Consider the following 21,234-nt stretch of genomic DNA (forward strand, 5'->3'; position numbering starts at 1 on the left):
TCATCTCGCTCATCCTGTGGAGTCTGGCCATCATCGCGCTGACGGCCGCGCTGTTCGCCACCATGATCCGGCTCGTCGGCGGCCCCAACACCCTCGACCGCCTGATCTCCCTGGATGCGCTCGTCGCGGTCGCCCAGGGTGGCATCGGTGTCTACATCGCCTGGTCCAAGGACACCACCCCCGCCGCCGCGCTCGTCGCGCTCGCCCTCGTGGCGTTCCTCGGCTCGGTGTCCGTGGCCCGTTTCCGCGTGAACGACACCGTCGGATCGCCCGAGGAGGCCCTCCCATGACCAACGACCTGGTGGAGATCATCTCCGCACTGTTCGTCCTCGCCGGCGCGCTGCTGACACTGGCCAGCGCGATCGGCCTCGTCCGCTTCCGCGACACCCTCAGCCGCATGCACCCGGCCGCCAAGCCGCAGGTCCTCGGCCTCGTGCTGATCCTGCTCGGCGCCGGGATCCGGATCTTCCCGGACATCGACCTGGGCATGCTAGTGCTGGCCGCGATCGTCGCCGTGTGCACGGCGCCGGTGATCGCGAACCGCGTGGGCAACCTCGCCTACCGGGAGAGCGTCGAGGACGGCACCATCACCCACGAGGCCCCGGTGCTGGAGAAGTTCACCGGGTCGGGCCTCGACGGCAGCGCCGCCAACTGAACCGTCGCGCGGCCGGGGCCGGCCGCCGGCTCAACGAGGAGAGCGTCCCGCACCTGTCCCTCTCGGGGAACGTGTGCGGGACGCTCTTCTCGTCGTCCGGGGGTGGTGCCGACCCGTCAGGTCAGGGGCGGACTGCTCAGGGGGCGGGCTGCGCCGGGGCGTTGCCGGCCTGTTGTCCGGTTCCCGGGACGACCACGCCGTCGTCGGTGGTGGCCTGGCCGCCGCCCTCGTCGCCGCCCTCGCCACCGGGAGTGCCCGTCTCCGCCACGCCGGGCTCGAAGTCGCCGGCACCCTCGGGCACGTCGGTCTCCTGCGTCTCCGGGATCGAGCTCGTCGGCGCGGCGTCCTCGGTGTAGCTGGGCAGCGTGTACGGCGCGTCGGCCTCGGCCGGCTGCTCGTTGGGCGGGCTGCACGCGGCCACGGCGAACGCGAGGGCGAGTGCGGGAGCCGCGACCAGGAGGCGGCGGGCGGTCTGACGCGGGGCCATGGGGGCTCCTTCGATCTCGGGAAGCTGCAAGTCGCTACTGCGCGCGCATCCCGCGGAACGGAATGCGTGGGCTCATCATATCCTCAGGGGTCAGCGGTCGAGATCCTGGGTGACAATCACGATCACCCCTGGTGCCTCGTCCGCGAGATCCGCCGGCCGCGGCTTGGCGGTGATGCCCAACTGGGAGGCGATCGCCTGTGCTGCCTGCTGTTCGCCGGGGCCGGAGCCGTAGAAGGCGGTCGACTCCGCCACGACGCCGCGGTTGGACGGCATGTTGGCCACCTCACCCACGGCGTACCCGTTCTCGCGCAGCGTCTCACCGGTGCGGCCGGCCAGCCCGGTCACGGTGCTGTTGTTGAAGATCTGCACGGGCACGGACGTCACGTCCGGCACCGCTCCGCCGGGGACCTGCCCGGCGGGCTGGCCCGGGGCGGGCGCCGCGGGGTCGCCCGACTGCGGGTCCTGCCCGTCGGCTCCTCGGCCGGGCGCACCGTCCGCGCCGCCGGCACCGTCCTGACCGGCCCCGGCGTCGCCCGGGGCAGTGGCAGCGCCGGCGCCGTCGGTTCCGGTCTGACCATCGGCGCCCTGTCCGGCCGAAGCGTCCTGTTCGACCTGGGAGGTGGTGTCGTCGGCGGTGGGCGTCGCCTCGTCCTCGTCACCGCCGAACAGCTGGACCAGTCCGACGCCGACCGCCAGCACGACCGCGGCCAGCAGCACCATCGCGATGGCGCGGTACGGCGGGCCGGTCGGCTCGTCCATGGCCGGGCCGTCGCCCGGCGCATAGGGGTCGTCGGCGCCGTGCGCGCCGCCGTACTCGGGATCGCCGTACTCGGCATCGCCGGGCTGCGGGCTGTCGTACTGCGGGTTTCCGGACTGGGAGCTCACGCCGCCGAGTCTAGGTCAGTCGAGCCGCATTCCCAGGTTGCGCGCCGCGCGTGCCTTCTGTCGGCTGGAACGCATCCGGCGCAGCCGCTTGACGAGGAGCGGATCCGCGGCCAGGGCCTCGGGGCGGTCGATGAGATCGTTGAGGATCTGGAAGTAGCGCGTACCGGACATGTCGAACTGCTGCCGGATCGCCTCCTCCTTGGAGCCGGCGAACTTCCACCACTGCCGCTCGAACTCGAGCATGGCCCGGTCTCGTTCGGACAGGACGGGGTCGGCGGCGTGGAGCTCGGCCGCCCCCTGCGCGCGGTCCTTCTCGCCCTGCACCTCGCGTGCTGCGGTGGCTGACCGACCCATGTGCCTGCCTCCTGACCGTGATGACCTCTGATGACCACTGATGACCACTACCCGAATCACCGTGCGGATGAAATACCGTGCGAGTGAAATACTGTGCGGGTGAAATACACCCTTGTGATTCCCCCGTAGTGAACCACACGCCTCCGACACGTCGCCATGTCCGGCGCTCTAGAATCGACCACCATGGCCGTCCGTCCCATCGTCATCCTCGGCGATCCCGCGCTCCACGCCCCCACCGAGCCCGTCACCGAGTCCCCCGAGGAACTCGCGGCGCTGGTGCAGGACCTCTACGACACGATGGACGCCGCCAACGGGGTGGGCCTGGCCGCCAACCAGATCGGCGTGCGCAAGCGGCTGTTCGTCTACGACTGTCCCGACCTGGACACCGAGGACGGCGAGGGCGTGACCCGCGAGGAGGTCGAGGCGCGCGGCGGCTGGCTGAACCGGCGCGGATGCGTGGTCAACCCGGTCCTGGAGACGTCCGAGATCCCGGAGACCATGCCGGATCCGGAGGACGACCTCGAGGGTTGCCTGTCCGTTCCCGCGGTGAACTTCCCGCGCGGTCGCGCCTGGTGGGCGCGCGTGACGGGCACCGACGAGCACGGCGAGCCCGTCTCGGTGGAGGGGTACGGACTGTTCGCCCGCTGCCTGCAGCACGAGGTGGGCCACCTCGACGGTTTCCTCTACACCGACGGCCTCATCGGACGGAACCGAAAGGCCGCCAAGCGCCACATCCGTGACGCCGGGTGGGGCGTACCCGGCCTGAGCTGGGATCCGGCCTCCGACCCGGACCCGTTCGCCGATGAAGACGATGACGACCACGACAACGACAATGACTACGACGACGAGGTCGGCACCGACCATGGCTGAGCAGGACCGGGGCCTGTCGGAACGGTCCCGGTGGAACGCTGGCCGCCGGGTGGCGGTGGGCGATCGCGTGGTGGTGCGTCGCCACCTGGAGGCGGGCCAGACCTCGCACCTGTACACGGACGTCATCGGTCGCGTGGTGGAGCTCGAGCCGGAACTGGTCGTGGCCCGCGAGTCCGGTGAGCAGGTGCGGATCGCGGACGCCGACATCGCGGTGCTCAAGGTGATCCCGCCGCGGCCGGTGCGGGCCCGCGACATCCGGGCGCACGAGTACGCCGGCGCCCTGGCGTGGCCCGGACCGGAGTACGAGGTGGTCGACGGCTGGTTCTGCCGCGCCGGCGACGACTGGTCCTACCGCGGGAACTCCGCGGTGCCCGTCCTGCCGTGGGCCAACTGCGAGGACCTGGACGGGGTGCGCGACTGGTACGCCGCCCGCGGCCTGCCGCTGCGCCTGGTGGACGTGGACCGGCTGGTGAAATCCGAGCGAATGAAACTCGACGGCGCCCCGGTGGACGCCTCGCGGATCCATGCCGACCGCGACCTCCTGCTGTGCACCGCCGACAGCCGCGACCTGCTCGCGGTGGTCGACGAGGCGTTCCCCGCCCCCACCCGGCCGGCGGTCACCCTGGCCGAGCGCCCCAACGACGACTGGCTGGCGCTCTACCACGCCACCGCCGACCTCGACCCCGAGCGAGTCCGGCCGGCGATGCTCGCCACCGCGGGGCTCGTCGCCTCCGGACCGGACGCCGGCGAACCCGGCCCCGGCGGCCACGCGGTGTTCGCCCGGCTCGAGTCCGGCGGCGAACTGGCCGCAATCGCCCGCGGCGCCGTCACCGTCGGACCCGACGGCCACCCGCGGATCGCCGTGTCCTGCGTGCAGACCGCGGACGCCCACCGCCGCCGCGGCCTGGCCGAGGTGGTCACCGGCTCGCTCGTGGAGTGGGGACTCGGCCTCGGCGCGCAGGAATGTCACCTGCACGTGTTCGCGGACAACTCCGCCGGGCGCGGCCTGTGGGCCAAGCTCGGACTGCAGCCGCACCATTCGCTGCGCCACCTCGTCGTCGTCGACTGACACCGGCTGCGCTCCCACGGTGACACCGCCGCGCGGAGGGCAATACACTCGGGCGCATGCGTCTGGCCACCTGGAATGTGAACTCGATCCGTGCCCGGAAAGACCGCGTGCTCGCGTGGCTCGAACGGTCCGACGTCGACGTCCTGGCGATGCAGGAGACCAAGTGCAAGGACGAGCAGTTCCCCGAAGACGCGTTCCGTGAGCTCGGGTACGAGGTCGCCCACCACGGGCTGAGCCAGTGGAACGGGGTCGCCGTGGCCTCCCGGGTGGGGCTCGAGGACGTGCGTCTGGGCTTCGACGACATGCCCGGCTTCCACAAGGATCCCGAGGTCTCGCAGGACCCGGAGGCCCGCGCGATCTCGGCGGTCTGCGACGGCGTCCGCGTGTACAGCCTCTACGTCCCCAACGGCCGTGAGCTGGGCGACCCGCACTACACGTACAAGCTGGAGTGGCTGGCCCGCCTGCGTGACCACGCCGCCGCCGAGTTGGCCGCCGACTCCGCCGCCCAGATCGCCCTGGTGGGTGACTGGAACGTCGCGCCGCTCGACGAGGACGTGTGGGACCCGGAGGTCTTCGAGGGCAAGACCCACACCTCCGGACCCGAGCGGCTCGCATTCGCCGCGTTCGACGGCGCCGGCTTCCGCGAGGTCACCCGCGAACACACCCCCGGGCCCGGCGTCTACACCTACTGGGACTACACCGGACTCAGCTTCCCCAAGCGCAAGGGCATGCGGATCGACTTCCAGCTGCACTCCCCCGCCCTGGCCGCCCGCGTGACCGGGGCGTCCATCGACCGCGAGGAGCGCAAGGGCAAGGGCGCCTCCGACCACGCGCCCGTCGTCGTGGACCTCGACTGAGCCATGTCCACGTTCCAGCTTCGGCGCTACATCGACCGCCTGCGCGCCGAGGGGTTCACGGTCCGCGACGACCACGGCGAGGACCCGGACCTCATCGACATCCACGGCCGGGCCGTCGACACCTGGCGGGAGAACTACCCGTACGACGAGCGACTGGACCGCAACCAGTACGAGGTCGAGAAGTACCTGCTGCAGATCGAGCTGCTGAAGTTCCAGAACTGGCAGGCCGAGACCGGGCACCGGCAGGTGATCGTGTTCGAGGGTCGCGACGCCGCCGGCAAGGGCGGGACGATCAAGCGGTTCACCGAGTACATCAACGTCCGCCAGGCCCGCGTCGTCGCGTTGATCAAGCCGACCGAAACCGAGATGTACCAGTGGTACTTCCAGCGGTACGTGGCCCATCTGCCCAGCCGCGGTGAGCTCGTGCTGTTCGACCGCTCCTGGTACAACCGCGCCGGCGTGGAGCGGGTGATGGGCTTCTGCACCGATTCCCAGTACGAGACGTTCATGGAGCAGGCGCCCATGTTCGAAAAAATGCTGGTCGAGTCCGGGGTCGGTCTAACCAAGTTCTGGTTCTCGGTCACCCGGGAGGAGCAGAAGACCCGGTTCGCGATCCGGCAGCTCGACCCGGTCCGGCGATGGAAGCTCTCGCCCATGGATCTGCAGTCCCTCGGCAAGTGGGAGGAGTACACGGAGGCCAAGGAGGAGATGTTCCGTCGGACGGACACCGAATGGGCCCCGTGGATCACCATCAAGTCCAACGACAAGAAGCGGGCCCGCATCAACGCGATGCGCTACTTCCTGAACCAGTTCGATTACCCGGACAAGGACCCCCAGGTGGTGTTCGACCCGGACCCGCGGATCGTCCGCCGCGGCAAGGACGCCGTCGGGGACTAGCGGAGGGAGCGCCAGCGAGCAGAGCGATGTCCCCGCGCACAGGCCTGGCGGAGCCGCGCGGGGAATGTCTGGGCGGCGGGGGGCCTTGAACTGGGTATGAGCCATTCCAATGACCCCGCCGTCATCACGCGCCTGCTCACCGAGAAGGGCCGCTGGGCCGTCGCCGGCCTGTCCAACAACTCCGCGCGCACCGCGTACGGGATAGCCGCCTACGTCCGCGACCTGGGACATGAGATCGTGCCGGTCCATCCCAAGGCCGAGACCGTGCACGGTCAGCAGGGCTACCCGGATCTCGCGTCCGTTCCCGGTGAGATCGATGTGGTCGACGTGTTCGTCAACTCGCAGCTCGCGGGTGGCGTGGTGGACGATGCGATCGCCAAGGGAGCCAAGGCGGTCTGGTTGCAGCTGGGCGTGATCGACGAGGCCGCGGCGCAGCGCGCGAAGGATGCCGGGCTGGACGTGGTGATGGACGCGTGCCCAGCGATCGAAGCCCCTCGTCTGGGCCTGGCGTGAACCGCGAACCCGGCCGGGTCTAGAAGCCGCTCGAGGCCAGTCCCACCATCGCGAAGATGAAGATGAAGTACAGCACGATGAGGACTGCCACGATCGCCAGCGAGAGGATACCGAGCTTCTTGGCGGTCGCACTGGCGGCCTCGGCTTCGGCGTGGCGACCGGCGGCCCACAGCGGGTAGACGTCCAGCGCGCGGGTCATCGCGACGAAAGACAGCGGCCAGAAGAAGAGGATCGACGCGACCGCCCAGCCGACGTTCGACGGCGGGCCGGGGCGAGCTTCCGAGGTGGTCCCGTACCCGCCCGCCCCGGCAAAGGACGGGGTCTGTGCGCCGTAGCCGGTCGGGGTCTGCGCGCCGTAACCGGTCGGGGTCTGCGCGCCGTAGCCGGTCGGGGCCTGCGCGCCGTAGTCGGTCTGTCCGTACGAGCCCTGGCTGTACGGACTCTGTCCGTATGTGCCCTGGCCGTACGGGTTCTGGCCGTAGGAGCCCCGACTCGCATCGTCGCCACCGGTCGAGTCGCCGTCGGCAGTGTTCCCCTGGGGCGGGTAGGTCATGGGAGTCCTCTCCGGGTAGCTGGTCGTCTGGGGTCAGACTACGTCCCGCTCTCCCGGCCCCTTCTCCGCCGCTCGTCGGCCGGCTGACAATGGTCACCGCGGGCCACGGTCACCGCCCCGCGTCTGTCACGGCTGGGCGACCAGGAGCTGATATTCCGGGAAGCGAACAAGGAACCGCCGCACGTAGCTGCAGACCGGCCGGATCTTGAGCTCATCGAGCCGCATGCGGGTGAGGACCAGGCTGACCAGCAGGCGAGCGATCCCCTGCTGGCCGTACCGCTCCTCGATCACTGTATGGAGCAGGATGTAGACGTCGCCGTCCTTCTCGTACCCGACGAGACCCATGAAGGTCTCGCTGTCCCACAGTTCGAAGCGGTCTCTATCGGTGTTGTGGACCAGCTTGAGCGACGTTACAGGGGACATCAGAACTCCTTCTGCAGGGCGTGTTCCACCCGCGATGCTACTCGTCGGGTTACGCTCGCCCCTGCACAATCACATACTCATCCACACGGGAGTCCGCTTCGATGCGCGGGCTGAGAGGACGACCAGCCGGGTCGTCGACCGTAGAACCTGTCCGGATCATGCCGGCGTAGGGAGATCAGGAAACACCATGGGCACAGCCTTATTCGCCGACGGCACCGACGGCACCCCGATCGACGCCGTGACGTGCGGCCCCATCCATTCCAGCAGTAAGGCTCATCTCGAGGTGCCCGGTGAGTCCGGTGACGGCCAGCGCGTACCCGTGCGCCGGATCGCGCTCACCGACGGCACGACGTTCGACGTCTACGACACCTCCGGCCCATATACCGCGTACGCGGACCCGGCCGACTGCCATGACCTGGGCGCGGGCCTCCCGCCGACCCGCCGCGAGTGGTCCCACCCCGGACCTGTCCCCGCCTCGCCGGAGAACCCCACTCCCGTCCGGACGCAGTTGGCCTGGGCCCGGGCGGGCCTGACAACCCCGGAGATGCGGTTCATCGCGGTGCGGGAGGGGATCGACGTCAAGGTGGTGCGTTCGGAGGTCGCCGCCGGCCGGGCGGTCATCCCGGCCAACCACCGACACCCGGAGAGCGAGCCGATGATCATCGGCAAGCGCTTCCTCACCAAGATCAACGCCAACATCGGCAACTCGGCGGTCACCAGTTCGATCGCCGAGGAGGTCGAGAAAATGGTGTGGGCTGCCCGCTGGGGCGCGGACACCATCATGGACCTGTCCACCGGCCGGGACATCCACGAGACGCGCGAGTGGATCCTGCGCAACTCCCCCGTCCCGGTGGGCACCGTGCCCATCTACCAGGCACTGGAGAAGGTGGGCGGCGACCCGACCCGTCTGACCTGGGAGTTGTACCGCGACACCGTCATCGAACAGTGCGAACAGGGCGTGGATTACATGACCGTCCATGCCGGCGTGCTGTTGCGCTATGTCCCGCTGGCGGCCAAGCGGGTCACCGGCATCGTGTCGCGTGGCGGTTCGATCATGGCGGCGTGGTGCCTGGCGCACCACCGCGAGTCGTTCCTCTACACCCACTTCGAGGAACTGTGCGAGATCCTCGCCCGCTACGACGTGACGTTCTCCCTCGGCGACGGTCTGCGGCCGGGGTCGATCGCCGACGCCAACGACGAGGCGCAGTTCGCCGAACTGCGCACGCTCGGGGAGCTCACCGGGATCGCCAAGAGCCACGGCGTGCAGGTGATGATCGAGGGACCCGGTCACGTGCCGATGGACAAGATCGCGGAGAACGTACGCCTCGAGGAGGAGTGGTGCGAGGAGGCCCCGTTCTACACGCTGGGCCCCCTCGCCACGGACATCGCGCCGGGCTACGACCACATCACGTCCGCGATCGGTGCAGCCCGCATCGCCGAGGCGGGCACGGCGATGCTGTGTTACGTCACGCCCAAAGAGCACCTAGGCCTGCCCGACCGGGACGACGTCAAGACCGGCGTGATCACGTACAAGATCGCCGCGCACTCGGCCGATCTGGCGAAGGGTCACCCGGGCGCGCAGGCCCGCGATGACGCGCTGAGTACCGCCCGGTTCGAGTTCCGGTGGCGGGACCAGTTCGCCCTGGCCCTCGACCCGGACACCGCCCTGGCGTACCACGACGCGACGCTGCCCGCGGAGCCGGCGAAGACCGCGCACTTCTGCTCGATGTGCGGTCCGAAGTTCTGCTCGATGCGCATCTCCCAGGACATCCGCGACTACGCCGCGGAGCACGGGATGGAAACGGTGGAGGCGATCGAGGCGGGGATGGCGGAGAAGTCGGCCGAATTCTCCGAACTCGGTGGCCGCGTCTACCTGCCGATGACGCGGGCATAAGTTGCGCGGCGCGGCCAGTCAGCCTGCCTCGCCGAATCCGCCAAGCTGGGAGCCCCTGTCCCGGCCGACCGATAACGTGAACTCACTCGAACCTCACGTCCCAAAGGAGTAGTAGTGACCGATGCTCGGCACTTCAACACTGACAAGCTGGCCCGTTTCGAAAAATATGGACGCGACCCATGGTCATCAGTGCTCTCGGAATTCGCCGGTTTCTACCTCGCGGAGACGATTACGGCGCCCGAGACGAGCGTCGGTTCGCACTGGACTTGCACTGCCCTGCCGAAGACCGGAGGGGGTGGCCGCTTTTTCACCATCAATGCCGGAGGTCTCGAAGTCCTCTACGCATACATCGACACCGGTTCCTCTGGTGAGGACCGACCATGGATTGCGGTGAACGTTCACCTCCCCGAGGGGAAGAGCGACAATGCGCTCACCCTCGCTGAGCCTTTTTGTGAGGCCGCGCCCTCGAGCGGATTCAAACGCGAGAAAGTGTGGACGTGGCGTATCGATCTCTTAGCGCTGATCGACGACCAAGATGTCAATCATCAAATACTGTTCGAAGTCTTTGACGATCACCTTGACTCCGACGCAGACTTGTTCGCGCTGGCGTCTCGATTGAACAAGAGGCTCATGGACCGAAGCCGCTCAAATTGGATCTCGAGCCACAACGGATATCTCGCGAACGACTTCCTTTCCCGGTCAAGGAATGTTCGGCTCGACGGCCAGCCCCGCGAGTGACCGGCACAAACTGACCAGGTGGGGGTCACCATGCCACGGCCCCCGTCTGCAGGCCGCTGGCGCCGCACCCTGCGCCCGGGAGGTCGAACATGGCTACAGTGCCGACGTGGTCGGACTCAGCTTGCCGTCACGCCTCACCACCTCAGCGCGATCTAAGAGACCCGGCCAGCGCCGATATTTATCGGATGCCACTCGTCATCTTTGATCCCGCATCCTGCAGTCGCCGACTCATGCGGAATCCCCATCGAGGGTCGGGCACGAACGACCTGTGAATTCGCCGCCGGGTCAGGCGTCCCGGCGCAGTGTCATCAGCACCCCGACGACCCAGAGGGCCACGCACACGGCCGCGAACCAGGCGAACGCCGGCCACTCGCCCCACGTGATGTACCCGCGGACGCTCTCTCCCTGGGTCCAGAAGTCACCGTTGGCGAACGGCATCCAGGCGGCGATGTCCTCGCCGACCCGCGGGATCAACGAGACCATGCCCTCGAGGGCCAGTATCCACACGAGGAACAGGGAGATCGTGCCGGCGGCGTTGCGCATGATGTACGCCAGGCCCGTCACCGCGATCGTTCCCAGTGCGGCGTAGACGGGGAAACGCCACAGGTAGGTCAGCCCGTCTCCGGAGAACGGGGTCCAGCCCTCGTTGCCGGAGAGCGCCCCGGCCACGAGGAGGGCGAGGATCACCGCGACGGCTGTGACCACCATCGACAGCACCGTGAACAGGGCGGTCTTGGCCACGATGGCAGGCCAGCGCGACGGCGTCGTCAGGAACGTCGCCTTGATCGTGTGATAGCGGTACTCGCCGGTCACACCGACGATCGCGGCGATCCACGCCAGCAGGACGGTGAACGCACTGACGCCGAGGATCGCGAACAGCGGGTCACTGCCGCCGCCGGGCGCACCGGCCATCGGGTCCCCTGTGGCGGGCTGCTCGAACTGGCCGATGACCACTGCGAGTACCACCGCCAGGCCGATGCCGATCGCGTACAGCCAGTAGGCGCTCTTGGTGGTGGTGACCTTGATCCACTCGGACTTCAGCTGGTTCATCGGGTGGACTCCTGACCGTGGTACTCGACGTCCTGGTCGGTGAGGGCCATGAAGGCCTCCTCCAGCGACGCCCGCTTCTCGTGCAGTTCGTGGACGGTGATCCCCAGGCTGGCGGCGACATCGCCGACCTGCGGCGCGCGGAGGTTCTGGATGAGGAAGACACCCTGTTCCGCGTCGAACGTGGCCTCGATGCCCTCGTCGCGCGCGGCGGCGGTGAACTCGTCGACGTGCGGGGTGCGCAACACCACCGAGGATGTGGCGGCGTCCAGGAACTCCTCGACGGAGGTCTGCGCGCGCAGCTTGCCGCGGCCGATCACGACGAGGTCCTGGGCGGTCTGCGCCATCTCCGACAGCAGGTGCGAGGAGACGAGCACGGTGCGGCCCTCTGCGGCGCGCGCGTGCATGAAACGGCGGATCCACAGGATCCCCTCGGGGTCGAGTCCGTTGACGGGCTCGTCGAACAGCAGGACCTCGGGGTCGCCGAGCATGGCGGTGGCCAGACCGAGTCGCTGGCGCATGCCGAGCGAGTATCCGACGACCTTGCGGCTGGCGACGTCGGTGAGGCCGACCAGGCCGAGCACCTCGTCGACGCGGCCCGGGGCCACCCCGCCCGCCGCGGCGACCATCCTCAGGTGCGCGCCGGCGGAACGGTTGGCGTGGGTCCAGGACGCGTCGAGCAGACAGCCCACCTTGTGGGCGGGGCGATCCAACTCGCGGTACGGGGTGCCGTTGATCAGTGCCTGCCCGGACGTGGGGGTGTCGAGACCGACCATCATCCGCATCGTCGTGGACTTCCCGGCGCCGTTCGGGCCGAGGAATCCGGTGACGACGCCGGGACGGACCTCGAAGCTGAGGTCGTCCACGGCGGTGGAGGCGCCGAAGCGCTTGGTGAGATTCCGTACCTCGATCATGGTCCCCAGTCTGCCTGCCGGGGCGCGGGCAGCGTGCGTCCACCTACTCAGCCCGCGTACAGGTAGTGCAGTACTAGGCTCGTGACCATGGATGACGCCACGCCCGAGCCGGATCGCTATCTGCCGTCGGTCCGCGCCTCCGACGCCGAGCGCGACGCCACCGCCAAGCTCCTCCAGGAGTCCTTCTCGGAGGGGAGGCTCACGCTCGCCGAATTCGATGACCGGACCTCGCGGGCGTACGCCGCACGCTTCCGGTCCGAGCTCATCGAGCTGACGCACGACCTGCCGATCGCCCACCACGAGCACGACTCGACGCCCGCGACCCGGCCGCACGGGGCCCCGGCGCGTCGCGTCACCGGGGCCAGCGGGCCCGCCTCCTCGCTGGCGATCATGGGAGGCGTCGAGCGGGCGGGGGCGTGGACCCTTCCCTCCGTGCACACCGCGTTCGCGCTGATGGGCGGCATCGAGATCGACCTGCGTGGCGCCTCGTTGCAGTCCCACGAGACGACGATCCGGGCGTTCGCGATCATGGGCGGCATCGACATCTACGTCCCCGACGACATCCATGTGGAGATCGAGGGCCTGGGGCTGATGGGGGGCTTCGGCGAGGAGTCCGGGAGCTGGAAGCCCGATCCGCGACCGGTCCGCCAGGCCCCGCCCGGAGCCCCGGTCATCAGGGTCACGGGACTGGCGCTCATGGGCGGGATCGGCGTGCGGCGGGTGCCGCGCACCGAGGACTGACCGTCGGCGGGCTGGCGGACAGGTCGCGCGCATGCCGTCGGGCGGCCGGTAGGGCCTCAGTCGACCGGAGGGCTGGACGCCTGCGCCCAGAAGCGTTTCGGGATGCGGCCGGCGAGGCGGGCGGCGTGCCCGGCCCGGACGGCCTCGCGCATCGCGGCGGCCATGAGCGGCGGGTTCTCCGCCCGGGTGACGGCGGTGGCGAGTAGGACGCCGTCGCAGCCGAGTTCCATGGCAAGTGCGGCGTCGGAGGCGGTGCCGATCCCCGCGTCGCAGATCACCGGAACTCCGGCGCGCTCGACGATCATCTCCAGGTTGTGCGGGTTGCAGATCCCGAGCCCGGTGCCGATCGGTGCGCCCAGGGGCATGACCGCAGCGCAGCCCACGTCCTCCAGTCGGCGGGCCAGGACCGGGTCGTCGGTGGTGTAGGGGAGGACGACGAAACCGTCGTCGACCAGGTCCTCTGCGGCCTCCACCAACTCCACCCCGTCGGGTAGGAGCGTGCGCTCGTCGGCGATCACCTCGAGCTTCACCCAGTCGGTGCCGAGCGCCTCGCGGGCGAGCCGGGCGGTCTTCACGGCCTCGGTGGCGGACCTGCAGCCGGCGGTGTTGGGCAGCGGGCGGATGTCGAGCTCTTTCAGCATCCCGAGCAGCCCGAGTCCGTCCGAGCCCAACCGCAGGTCGACCTTGCGGATCGACACGGTGGTCAGGGCGGTGCCCGAGGCGATCAGTGCCTCGCGCAGGACCTCCTGGTTGCCGGCGCCGCCGGTGCCCGTGATGAGCCGCGAGGAGATCTCCTCGCCCGCGATCACCAGTGGCGAGTCCAGCACCGCGGCGACATCAGACGAGTACGCGGACGGCCCTGCGACGCCGTGAACCGGGGTCGCGGTCGGGTCAGCCACCCTGGACCGCCGTGAGGACGTCGATCTCCGCGCCCGCACCGAGCGGGGCGTCGTCCCAGCCCGAGCTGGGCACCACCACGCCGTCGACGGCGATGGCGACGCCCTCGTCGGGCAGGTCCAGCTCGGTGACGAGTGCGCGGACGGTCGCGCCGTCGGCCAGGGTGCGGTCCTCCCCGTTCACCGTGACGATCATGGGCCCTCCTAGTTCCGGGTCGCGGCTGTACGTCTCCACCGTAGTCGCCTGCGCGGGGTGCCCGTAGTCGCCGGCGCGGGGTCCCCGGCGACGTCGATGCGGTGGGCCCACAGCGACCGGCACCCGGGCCGCACGGCGCCCGGCACCCGGGGCTCACCCGCGGGCGAAGCGGTCGGGAGCGGCCGCACGCGCCGCCGCCGGACCGCGCACCGCGTGCAGTGCCGCCCAGACCGCCGCGACGGTCACCGGGGTGAGCGCGATGCCGTTGCGGCCGTGCCCGGTGGCGTGGATCACGCGCGGGTCCGTCGGGTCGGCGCCGAGGAACGGCAGGTTGTCCGGTGACATCGGCCGGAGCCCGGCGATCGCCTCGGCCAACTCGTACTCCCCGATCCCGGGGAAGATCGTCTCGGCGTCGGCGAGCAGGTCGCGCACCCCGGCGACGGTGACCTGCCGGTCGTCGCCGTGTTCGTACTGCGTGGCGCCCACGACCAGACCACCGTCGCGCGGGACCAGGTACAGCGATCGCCCGCGGACGAACGCCCGCACCACTCCCCGGGGCGGGTCCTCGCAGCCGGGCCGGGCGCGCAGCCGGAGCACCTCGCCCTTGACCGGGCGCACCGGCAGCCCCGCCAGTTCGGCGGACCCGGAACCCGCAGCCAGGACGATGCGGTCCGCGTCGACGTCGTCGAGCGAGGTCACCGCGCTGCGCACCCACCTCACACCCTCGGCGCGGCAGGCGCGGGTCAGGGCGGCCAGCAGGACGCGGTTGTCGACGGCTCCCTCGGAGTCCATGCGATAGGCGGCGCGGGCGACGCGGGCCAGGGACGGCTCGGCCTCGCGCAGCTCACGCCGGGTGAGTCGGCGCAGGTCGGCGTCGGTGGAGTCCGGCTGGCGGGCGGCCCACTCCATGGCCATGTCGAGGTCACGGGCGTCGGCCTCGTCCACGGCCAGCATGTGCGTGTGGGTGGCGGTGCGGACCGGCGGGCCGGGAGGGACGTACGGCTCGAGGGCGTCCAGCATGTCCGGCCACCGCCGCAGGGAGTCCACTCCGAGCGCGAACACTGCCTCCTCTCCCGGCCAGGCCTCGCTGAACGGGGCGAGCATGCCACCGGCCACCCACGCCGCGGCCGCGGCGGGCACACCGTCGGGGCCGGAATCATCGGGCTCGTAGATCACCACTTCCGTGGCCAGCTTGGTCCTGGCGGCCGACCACGCGCAGGCCAGGCCGATCACCGAGCCGCCGATCACGGCCAGCCGCCGGGCCCCGATACGCGCGACACCGTTATCCGCGGCCTCCCGGGCCACGGCGGCGGCAGCGGCACCGGCACCGGCACCGGGGCGGAAGCCGTCGTCGGCGGCGGGACGGTGGCCGTCGTCGTCGGCGGCGGCGCGGGAGGTCATGACGGCCAGCCTAGTGGGGCCCTGGCCTACGGTTGTGACCATGACCTCCCGCGCCGACCGCCTCCGTGCCCGCCTCGCCTATGCCCGTCTCTACCTCTGCATCGACGCGCGTCGACACCTCGACGAGCAGGCGCGCGAACAGGGGTGGTCGGGGGACTTCCCGGCGCTGCGCAGGGACGTCACCGCGGCTCTGGCGGGCGGCGTCGACATCGTGCAGCTGCGGGACAAGAACTCGGCCGGCGAACGCGACCTCGGGCCGCTCGAGGCCGGGCACGAATTGCGGGCCCTGGCGGTGATGCGCGAGGTGTGCGATTCCCACGGGGCGCTGCTGTCGGTGAACGACCGCGCCGACGTCGCCGTGGCGTCCGGGGCGGACGTGCTGCACGTCGGGCAGGACGACCTGCCGGTGGAGTGGGCGCGCCGGATCGTCGGAGACGACGTGGTGCTCGGCCTGTCCTGCCACGCGGTGGACGAGGTCGACAGGGCCGCGGCGAACCCGCTGGTCGACTACTTCTGCACGGGCCCCGTGTGGCCCACCCCGACCAAGCCGGGCCGCGTCGCGCCGGGCCCGGACCTCGTGCGCCACGCGGCAGGGACCACCGCGGGGTCGGGGTCGGCTGCGGGGTCGGGGTCGGCTGCGGGGTCGGCCGGGACGCCGTGGTTCGCCATCGGCGGGATCGACGCGACGAACCTGCCGGAGGTGCTGGCGGCGGGTGCGACCCGGGTGGTGGTGGTCCGCGCCATCACCGGCGCCGCCGACCCCACCACCGCCGCCCGCGAACTCCGCGCGGCCCTGACCTAGCCGGTCGGCGGTGTCGGTCTAGCGCGCGGCCTCGGTCCGGACAGCCCCACTCGGACCAGCCCCGCCCCGGTCCGCGTCCGTCCGGTCGGCCGTTGCCTGCGGAGACAGGCCCTCCCCCGTCAACTCCTTGCTCAGCGTCCTGCGCAACACCTGCCGGGGCTTACGGTCCAGCGAATCGCCCTCTCGCCGTCGTCGTCGTCCCCATGACTCCGGCGTCAGCCCCGGCACCAGGGTGAGGGCCTTGCCCAGTCCGCGCGCGGGCCACTCGACGGTGGCGTGATCGACCTGCACCGTGGCGCGGCGGCCGCGCAGTACGAGGGTCATCACCCCGTTGTCGAACCAGAGTCCGTCGGTGACCCGCCACCGCGCCTCGGGCTCCCGCACCCCCACCGCCCGGGCCAGGCGGCGCGTCAAGGCGGGCACGGGCTCCCGGACCGACAGACGGTTCACCGCCCGGATCGACTTCTGTAGAGGATTGCGGAACGGCGACATCACCAGCTGATGGACGCGGGTGGTTGAGTCCACCACCCGCTCGGCGGTGAGGTCGACCTCCTCGAGGTACGAGCAGTGCACGTCGCCGCCCAGCAGGAGGATCGACGCGGGCGCGGGCCCGTGATCGCCCGCGGCCACCTCGGTGAGCAGGCCGACCAGGTCGTCGAAGCTGTTGCGGAACGCCGCCCAGTGCTCGAGGTCCACGGCCAGGCGGATCCACTCGCCGACCCGCGCGGTGGCCGGCTTGTCGGGCCGGTCCCGGGACACCGCCTCGTTCCAGCCCTCGAGGTTGTGCAGGGCCGGCAGCATGAACGCCGGGAGGGACGAGCCGATCACCAGGTGGTCCACGTCGGCGTCCAGGCAGGACTCGCGCGTCCACTCCCATTCGTTGGCATCCATCACGCGGCGGTTCCCGGGCTCGAGGTGCCGCGAGGCCCGCACGTCGAGCATCACCACCCGCACCCGACCGAAGTCACGCTTGAAGCTCCACTGCTCGGTGCGGCGCTCGGAGTCGGTGGACAGCGCGAAGTCGTCCAGCAGCGACTCCCTCTCCGCGTCCGAACCGGCGGACCGCAACGCCCGGTACATCTCGTTTCGCTCCAGCTCGTCGGGGGCGAGATTGCCCAGGTGCTGGTAGACGAAGTAGCTGCCGAACGCGCCGATCACCCGGTCGCTCCACCACGGCTGGGCGGTCATCTCGCGACGCCACGCGTGGGAGGAGTTCCAGTCGTCGCGAAGGTCGTGGTCGTCGAGGATCATGCAGCTCGGCACCGTCGACAGCAACCAGCGCACATCCGCGTCACGCCACGACTCGTGGTACAGCCAGGAGTACTCCTCGAAATCGCAGATCTCGTCGGAGACGTCGCGGTCTCCCCCGGCGCCGGCAGAGTCCCGCACCGACTGCGGGCCACCGCCCGCGCGCCGACGCTCGGCCAGCCGCTCGGAGATCTCCCGGCTGGGGATGTCGGCGTACACCTGGTCGCCGAGCAGGAGCATCGCGTCCGGCCACTCCTCCTGCGGGGTGTGCGCCATGCGGTGCGCCAGGGCGACCAGTGCGTCGGCACCGATCCTGCGCAGCGCCACCGGGGTCTGGCTCTCCCCACGCCGGCACGACCCGAACGCCAGCCGCACCGTGTCGTCGGCGCGAGGCGTGCGGATCACGCTGGGCCGACCCGGGTCGACGGGCCAGGCGAGCCGGTCATCGAGCGACACCTCGTACGGCGTCATCTCGCCCTCGGGCAGCCGGCACAGGTGCAGTACCGCAAAGTGGTGGCCGTGCACGCCCCACGAACGCTCGGTGACCACCTCGTCGCCGGCACGGATGGTCACCTCGCACGGCGCCGACACCTCCACCCACACCGTGGCGTCGGTGCTGTCGACGTACCGCAGCATCGGGCCGACGAGGATCTCCGGGGGCAGGGTCATGCGTTCCAGTGTGCACCCGCGGGGCGGTGCGGCGCGCGGATCCGACCCGTCAGGTCGGGTGGACCCGGTGAACCGGGCCGGGACCGGGGCGGGACCGGGGTCGGACCGGGGCGGGGCCGGGGCGGGACCGGGGTGGGACCGGGCCGGCGTGCGCGCGTGCTACCCGAGGAGGGCGCGGGGTCCGACGACGACGACGTCGCCCGGCAGCCTGTCCCGCAGTCCCCGGTCGGCCGTCACCACCACCACCCGGCGGGGCCCGCCATCCAGCTCGGTGGCCAGATCGACGATCGCGTCGTCGCCGGACCCGGACGCGCGGTGGACGACGAGCGGGCCCTCGTGCTCGGCGGCCTTGGCGGCGCCCTCGATGACGGCGTGCGCGCGGGCGACCCAGCCGAACCCCCCCGGCAGTTCGAGGGTCCGGGGCATCCCGGCACCCAGGTCGTCGAGCAGTCGCGAGGTGGAGCCGGCCCGGTCCTTCCACCAGCCGTCGGGGCGGGAGCCGAGCACGTTGGCCACGTCCACGACCAGCTCGACGGGGTCGGTGCGCAGCCCGTTCGCCCAGGCGTGGGCGAACGCGGGCATGAGCGGCAACTCGGCCACCAGCGTCTCGGGCACCCAGCGGAGTTCGAGACTCTCGTTGTTGGGCACGGTCTCCAGCGCGCGCGGGGCGTCCGCGATGACGGTGGTGTACGTCCACTCCACCGCGTCGGGCGACTCCTGGACCAGCGGCGGGATGGCGCGTGGGCGGGCGGAGCCCGACGGGTTCTCGGGCAGCTCGTCGTGGCGCTGGTCGGGCCGCAGCCGGCTCAGCAGCTCGGCCGCGTGCCGCAGGTCGAGCCCGGGCCGGTGCCACACGGTCCCGGGCATGCGGGAGGTCACGACCTGCGCGCGGACCACCACGTCGGCGGGCCGGATCTCGGCCTCCTCCTCCGTCTCGCGCAGCGCCGCCACGGGCGCGTCCTCGTACGAGTCCCGCGCACCACCCGGCAGCGCCCACGTGTCGCCCGAGGCCGTCCACACGGCGCGGTGCTGGAGTAACACGAGCGGGGTGTCGGGATCGGACGGGTCGGCGGCCCGCAGGAGCAGCCCGGCGGCACCGAACCGACCCCACCGGCGATCGCCCTCGTCGGACACCACCCAGCCGTTGCCGTCACCTTCGCTCGCCGCCACCGGTCGTCCACCTCCCCTGGACCCGTCCACCCCCGGATCGGGCGGAACCTTGAGTCCTCGTCGACCAGTCTGCCCGACTCCGCGCCGCCACTTCACTAACCTGGGAGACACTCCCGTCGGATCGTCGGCTCGGCGGGCGGAGACCGGGGAGGTGAGCGAGCAGATGCGCGCCCGAACCTTCTCGCTGCGCCGCGCCCGCGGTGCGGCCGCCGACACGCCCGCACCCGGCGACGCACCGGTGGGCGGCGCCCCGGCCGGGTCGACGTCGGCATCGACGCCCGCGGCGTCCGCCGCCGGGGCCACGCCTGCGTCCGCGTCCCAGTCAGGCTCCGCGTCCCAGTCCGACTCCACATCCCGACCCAACTCTGCACCCCAGCCCGGCTCCGCGCAGTCCAGTGCCGCGTCACCGGCCGGCTCCGCTCCCCGGGCCAGCGCCTCACCCGCCTCCGGCTCCCGGCCCGGCTCCGCCTCCACGTCGGCCTCCGGCTCCCGGCCCGGCTCCGCCTCCACGCTCACGCCAACGCCCGGCTCGGGTGGCGAGTCGTCATCCACCCTCCAACCCCGCCGGCCGGTCCGTCGTCGCGCCGCCCGCTTCTGGAACGACGTGCTCACCACGCCGGGCCGCATGTCCGTCTTCGCGTTGCTCGCGATCATCACGGTGCTCACGGGCGGGATCGTGGCGTCCTCGACGATCACCCAGCGGCAGAGTTATCACGAGACGCTGCTGGCCGAGGTCGAGCCCGTCGCCAACGCGTCGCAGACGTTGTACAGCTCCCTGACGATCGCGGACTCCGCGGCGAACACCGCGTTCATCACCGGCGGTATCGAGCCTGCGGAACTGCGCGAACGCTACCTCCAGGCGATCGCGACCTCGTCGTCGTCGATCATCGCCGCCTCCCAGGGCCTCGACCGCACCGACACCGAGTCCATCGAACAGCTCGCCCTCATCAACGCCCAGCTGGCCACCTACACCGGCCTGGTGGAGACGGCGCGCACCAACAACCGCGTGGCCAATCCGGTCGGCTCGGCGTATCTGGCGTCGGCGTCGACGCTGATGCAGGACACGATCCTGCCCGCCGCCGCGGACCTGTACGACCGGCAGTCCACGTCGGTGGGACAGTCGGACAGGGAGTGGTCGTCGCCGCCATGGGGGTCGTTCTTCCTGCTGGGGCTGGCGATCGCGGTGCTGTTGCTGTTGCAACAGTGGCTGTGGCGACTCACCGGGCGGCGGTTCAACCCGGCGCTCGCCCTGGGCTCGCTGCTCATGGTGGCGACGTTCCTGCTCACGATGATCGCCGGGTTCCTCGCGGCCAATGACAACGCCAAGGGCCTGTCCGAGGGCGCGGCACCGATGAACGAGCTCACCCGCCAGCGCATCAACGCCCAGAAGGTGCGCGCGCAGGAGACGCTCAACCTGGTGCGGCGCACCGATCCGGAAGGGTCGGCCGCCGAGCGGGCGACCACCCTGGGCAACGTGCGTGACACCCTGACCGTCTACCTCGACGACGAGGACGACGCGGACTCCTCCGGGCGCATCAACCTCGACTCGCAGGGTGCGGTGACGGACGCGATCGAGGCGCTCGACGCCTGGATGGCCGCCCAGAACCGCGCCGACTCCCTGTACCAACAGGGCGACTACCAGGGCGCGATCACCATCTCCTCCGGCCAGAGCGAGGGCGACTCGGGGGCCGCGTTCGAGGAGTTCGACGAGTCCATGCAGGACGCCATCGAGGAGGCCCGCGACACCCTGCGTACGCGCATCGACAACGCCCGCCGCACCTCCTCCAACGGGCCCGATCTCATCATCGCGCTGTCCACCCTGGCCGCGTTCGCCGTGGTCGTGGGGATCGCGCCGAGGATCAGGGAGTACCTGTGACGGCGGGGGTGCGGACCGGGTCGGGCGCGCGGGGACACGGCGCGCGGCGCCGGGCGAGGCGGGTCGCGCTCGGGGGCGT

At 70.9% G+C, this 21,234-nt stretch carries 24 protein-coding genes and 1 riboswitch; of the genes, 12 read left to right on the forward strand and 12 right to left on the reverse strand.

From position 1 onward, the window contains the following. Positions 1-62 precede the first annotated feature (62 nt). Positions 63-290: a monovalent cation/H+ antiporter complex subunit F gene (locus VZF99_RS13290; RefSeq protein WP_067719517.1), complete on the forward strand. Its 228-nt coding sequence runs from the start codon at positions 63-65 to the stop codon at positions 288-290. After that, positions 287-655 (forward strand): monovalent cation/H(+) antiporter subunit G, encoded by a 369-nt coding sequence (locus tag VZF99_RS13295; protein ID WP_067719292.1) that lies wholly within the window; start codon positions 287-289, stop codon positions 653-655. The genes VZF99_RS13290 and VZF99_RS13295 overlap by 4 nt, the downstream gene beginning before the upstream one ends. Before the next feature lie 136 nt (positions 656-791). On the opposite strand, the gene VZF99_RS13300 is transcribed toward VZF99_RS13295, so the two are convergent. The 3 genes from VZF99_RS13300 to VZF99_RS13310 all read right to left on the reverse strand — a co-directional run bounded on the left by VZF99_RS13300 (position 792) and on the right by VZF99_RS13310 (position 2,381). Beyond that, positions 792-1,142 (reverse strand): hypothetical protein, encoded by a 351-nt coding sequence (locus VZF99_RS13300; protein ID WP_407335022.1) that lies wholly within the window; start codon positions 1,140-1,142, stop codon positions 792-794. A 90-nt stretch (positions 1,143-1,232) separates the two neighbouring features. Continuing rightward, the gene (locus VZF99_RS13305) at positions 1,233-2,027 is read right to left on the reverse strand and encodes a LytR C-terminal domain-containing protein (RefSeq protein WP_407335023.1); all 795 of its coding nucleotides are present in this window, start codon (positions 2,025-2,027) and stop codon (positions 1,233-1,235) included. Between the two features lie 15 nt (positions 2,028-2,042). Then, positions 2,043-2,381: a DUF3263 domain-containing protein gene (locus VZF99_RS13310; protein WP_083249858.1), complete on the reverse strand. Its 339-nt coding sequence runs from the start codon at positions 2,379-2,381 to the stop codon at positions 2,043-2,045. Between the two features lie 183 nt (positions 2,382-2,564). Between VZF99_RS13310 and VZF99_RS13315 the strand changes: the two genes are divergently transcribed. From VZF99_RS13315 to VZF99_RS13335, 5 genes are all read left to right on the forward strand, one after another. Beyond that, positions 2,565-3,251, forward strand: a complete 687-nt coding sequence (locus tag VZF99_RS13315) for a peptide deformylase (RefSeq protein WP_119192768.1) — start codon at positions 2,565-2,567, stop codon at positions 3,249-3,251. Continuing rightward, a complete protein-coding gene (locus VZF99_RS13320) occupies positions 3,244-4,320 on the forward strand; it encodes a GNAT family N-acetyltransferase (protein ID WP_407335024.1) in 1,077 nt (358 codons plus the stop codon). The genes VZF99_RS13315 and VZF99_RS13320 overlap by 8 nt, the downstream gene beginning before the upstream one ends. A gap of 56 nt (positions 4,321-4,376) precedes the next feature. Next, the gene (locus tag VZF99_RS13325; protein WP_119192770.1) at positions 4,377-5,177 is read left to right on the forward strand and encodes an exodeoxyribonuclease III; all 801 of its coding nucleotides are present in this window, start codon (positions 4,377-4,379) and stop codon (positions 5,175-5,177) included. 3 nt (positions 5,178-5,180) lie between these two features. After that, complete coding sequence (ppk2, locus tag VZF99_RS13330) at positions 5,181-6,074, forward strand: polyphosphate kinase 2 (protein ID WP_407335025.1); 894 nt, start codon at positions 5,181-5,183, stop codon at positions 6,072-6,074. Between the two features lie 96 nt (positions 6,075-6,170). Next, on the forward strand, positions 6,171-6,587 hold the full coding sequence (locus VZF99_RS13335; RefSeq protein WP_253002462.1) for a CoA-binding protein: 417 nt from the start codon (positions 6,171-6,173) through the stop codon (positions 6,585-6,587). Positions 6,588-6,606: 19 nt separating this feature from the next. On the opposite strand, the gene VZF99_RS13340 is transcribed toward VZF99_RS13335, so the two are convergent. Next, positions 6,607-7,140, reverse strand: a complete 534-nt coding sequence (locus tag VZF99_RS13340; protein WP_407335026.1) for a CD225/dispanin family protein — start codon at positions 7,138-7,140, stop codon at positions 6,607-6,609. Positions 7,141-7,266: 126 nt separating this feature from the next. Further along, positions 7,267-7,563 carry a GNAT family N-acetyltransferase gene (locus VZF99_RS13345; RefSeq protein WP_067719316.1) on the reverse strand — a complete coding sequence of 99 codons (297 nt, stop codon included), beginning with the start codon at positions 7,561-7,563 and terminating at the stop codon, positions 7,267-7,269. A 75-nt stretch (positions 7,564-7,638) separates the two neighbouring features. Continuing rightward, positions 7,639-7,753: riboswitch (TPP riboswitch) on the forward strand. On the opposite strand from VZF99_RS13345, the gene thiC reads away from it, so the two are divergent. Together thiC and VZF99_RS13355 are read left to right on the forward strand one after the other, a co-directional pair. Next, positions 7,751-9,457 (forward strand): phosphomethylpyrimidine synthase ThiC, encoded by a 1,707-nt coding sequence (gene thiC / locus VZF99_RS13350; protein ID WP_407335027.1) that lies wholly within the window; start codon positions 7,751-7,753, stop codon positions 9,455-9,457. Its footprint overlaps the riboswitch before it by 3 nt. Before the next feature lie 114 nt (positions 9,458-9,571). Next, the gene (locus VZF99_RS13355) at positions 9,572-10,195 is read left to right on the forward strand and encodes a hypothetical protein (protein ID WP_185950907.1); all 624 of its coding nucleotides are present in this window, start codon (positions 9,572-9,574) and stop codon (positions 10,193-10,195) included. Positions 10,196-10,480: 285 nt separating this feature from the next. On the opposite strand, the gene VZF99_RS13360 is transcribed toward VZF99_RS13355, so the two are convergent. Further along, positions 10,481-11,245 carry an ABC transporter permease gene (locus tag VZF99_RS13360; RefSeq protein WP_407335028.1) on the reverse strand — a complete coding sequence of 255 codons (765 nt, stop codon included), beginning with the start codon at positions 11,243-11,245 and terminating at the stop codon, positions 10,481-10,483. Then, on the reverse strand, positions 11,242-12,156 hold the full coding sequence (locus VZF99_RS13365) for an ABC transporter ATP-binding protein (protein WP_407335029.1): 915 nt from the start codon (positions 12,154-12,156) through the stop codon (positions 11,242-11,244). The genes VZF99_RS13360 and VZF99_RS13365 overlap by 4 nt, the downstream gene beginning before the upstream one ends. Before the next feature lie 87 nt (positions 12,157-12,243). Between VZF99_RS13365 and VZF99_RS13370 the strand changes: the two genes are divergently transcribed. Then, complete coding sequence (locus tag VZF99_RS13370) at positions 12,244-12,897, forward strand: DUF1707 domain-containing protein (RefSeq protein WP_407335030.1); 654 nt, start codon at positions 12,244-12,246, stop codon at positions 12,895-12,897. A gap of 56 nt (positions 12,898-12,953) precedes the next feature. On the opposite strand, the gene VZF99_RS13375 is transcribed toward VZF99_RS13370, so the two are convergent. The 3 genes from VZF99_RS13375 to thiO form a co-directional block, all read right to left on the reverse strand. Beyond that, positions 12,954-13,724, reverse strand: a complete 771-nt coding sequence (locus VZF99_RS13375; RefSeq protein ID WP_119192778.1) for a thiazole synthase — start codon at positions 13,722-13,724, stop codon at positions 12,954-12,956. 64 nt (positions 13,725-13,788) lie between these two features. Then, positions 13,789-13,989: a sulfur carrier protein ThiS gene (thiS, locus tag VZF99_RS13380; RefSeq protein ID WP_017836465.1), complete on the reverse strand. Its 201-nt coding sequence runs from the start codon at positions 13,987-13,989 to the stop codon at positions 13,789-13,791. A gap of 153 nt (positions 13,990-14,142) precedes the next feature. Next, on the reverse strand, positions 14,143-15,390 hold the full coding sequence (gene thiO / locus VZF99_RS13385) for a glycine oxidase ThiO (RefSeq protein WP_407335031.1): 1,248 nt from the start codon (positions 15,388-15,390) through the stop codon (positions 14,143-14,145). A gap of 40 nt (positions 15,391-15,430) precedes the next feature. Here thiO and thiE point away from each other — a divergent pair, with 40 nt between their 5' ends. After that, positions 15,431-16,192, forward strand: a complete 762-nt coding sequence (thiE, locus tag VZF99_RS13390; protein ID WP_407335032.1) for a thiamine phosphate synthase — start codon at positions 15,431-15,433, stop codon at positions 16,190-16,192. A gap of 18 nt (positions 16,193-16,210) precedes the next feature. Here the strand turns inward: thiE and VZF99_RS13395 are convergent, their stop codons facing one another. Together VZF99_RS13395 and VZF99_RS13400 are read right to left on the reverse strand one after the other, a co-directional pair. Continuing rightward, positions 16,211-18,109, reverse strand: coding sequence for an alkaline phosphatase D family protein (locus VZF99_RS13395; RefSeq protein ID WP_407335033.1), 1,899 nt, complete (start codon positions 18,107-18,109; stop codon positions 16,211-16,213). A 159-nt stretch (positions 18,110-18,268) separates the two neighbouring features. Next, positions 18,269-19,279, reverse strand: a complete 1,011-nt coding sequence (locus tag VZF99_RS13400) for an NUDIX domain-containing protein (protein ID WP_407335034.1) — start codon at positions 19,277-19,279, stop codon at positions 18,269-18,271. Between the two features lie 163 nt (positions 19,280-19,442). Between VZF99_RS13400 and VZF99_RS13405 the strand changes: the two genes are divergently transcribed. After that, complete coding sequence (locus tag VZF99_RS13405) at positions 19,443-21,155, forward strand: hypothetical protein (RefSeq protein WP_407335035.1); 1,713 nt, start codon at positions 19,443-19,445, stop codon at positions 21,153-21,155. Positions 21,156-21,234: the final 79 nt, after the last annotated feature.

It is taken from the genome of Dietzia kunjamensis, from assembly GCF_045689975.1.
Taxonomy (GTDB): domain Bacteria; phylum Actinomycetota; class Actinomycetes; order Mycobacteriales; family Mycobacteriaceae; genus Dietzia; species Dietzia kunjamensis.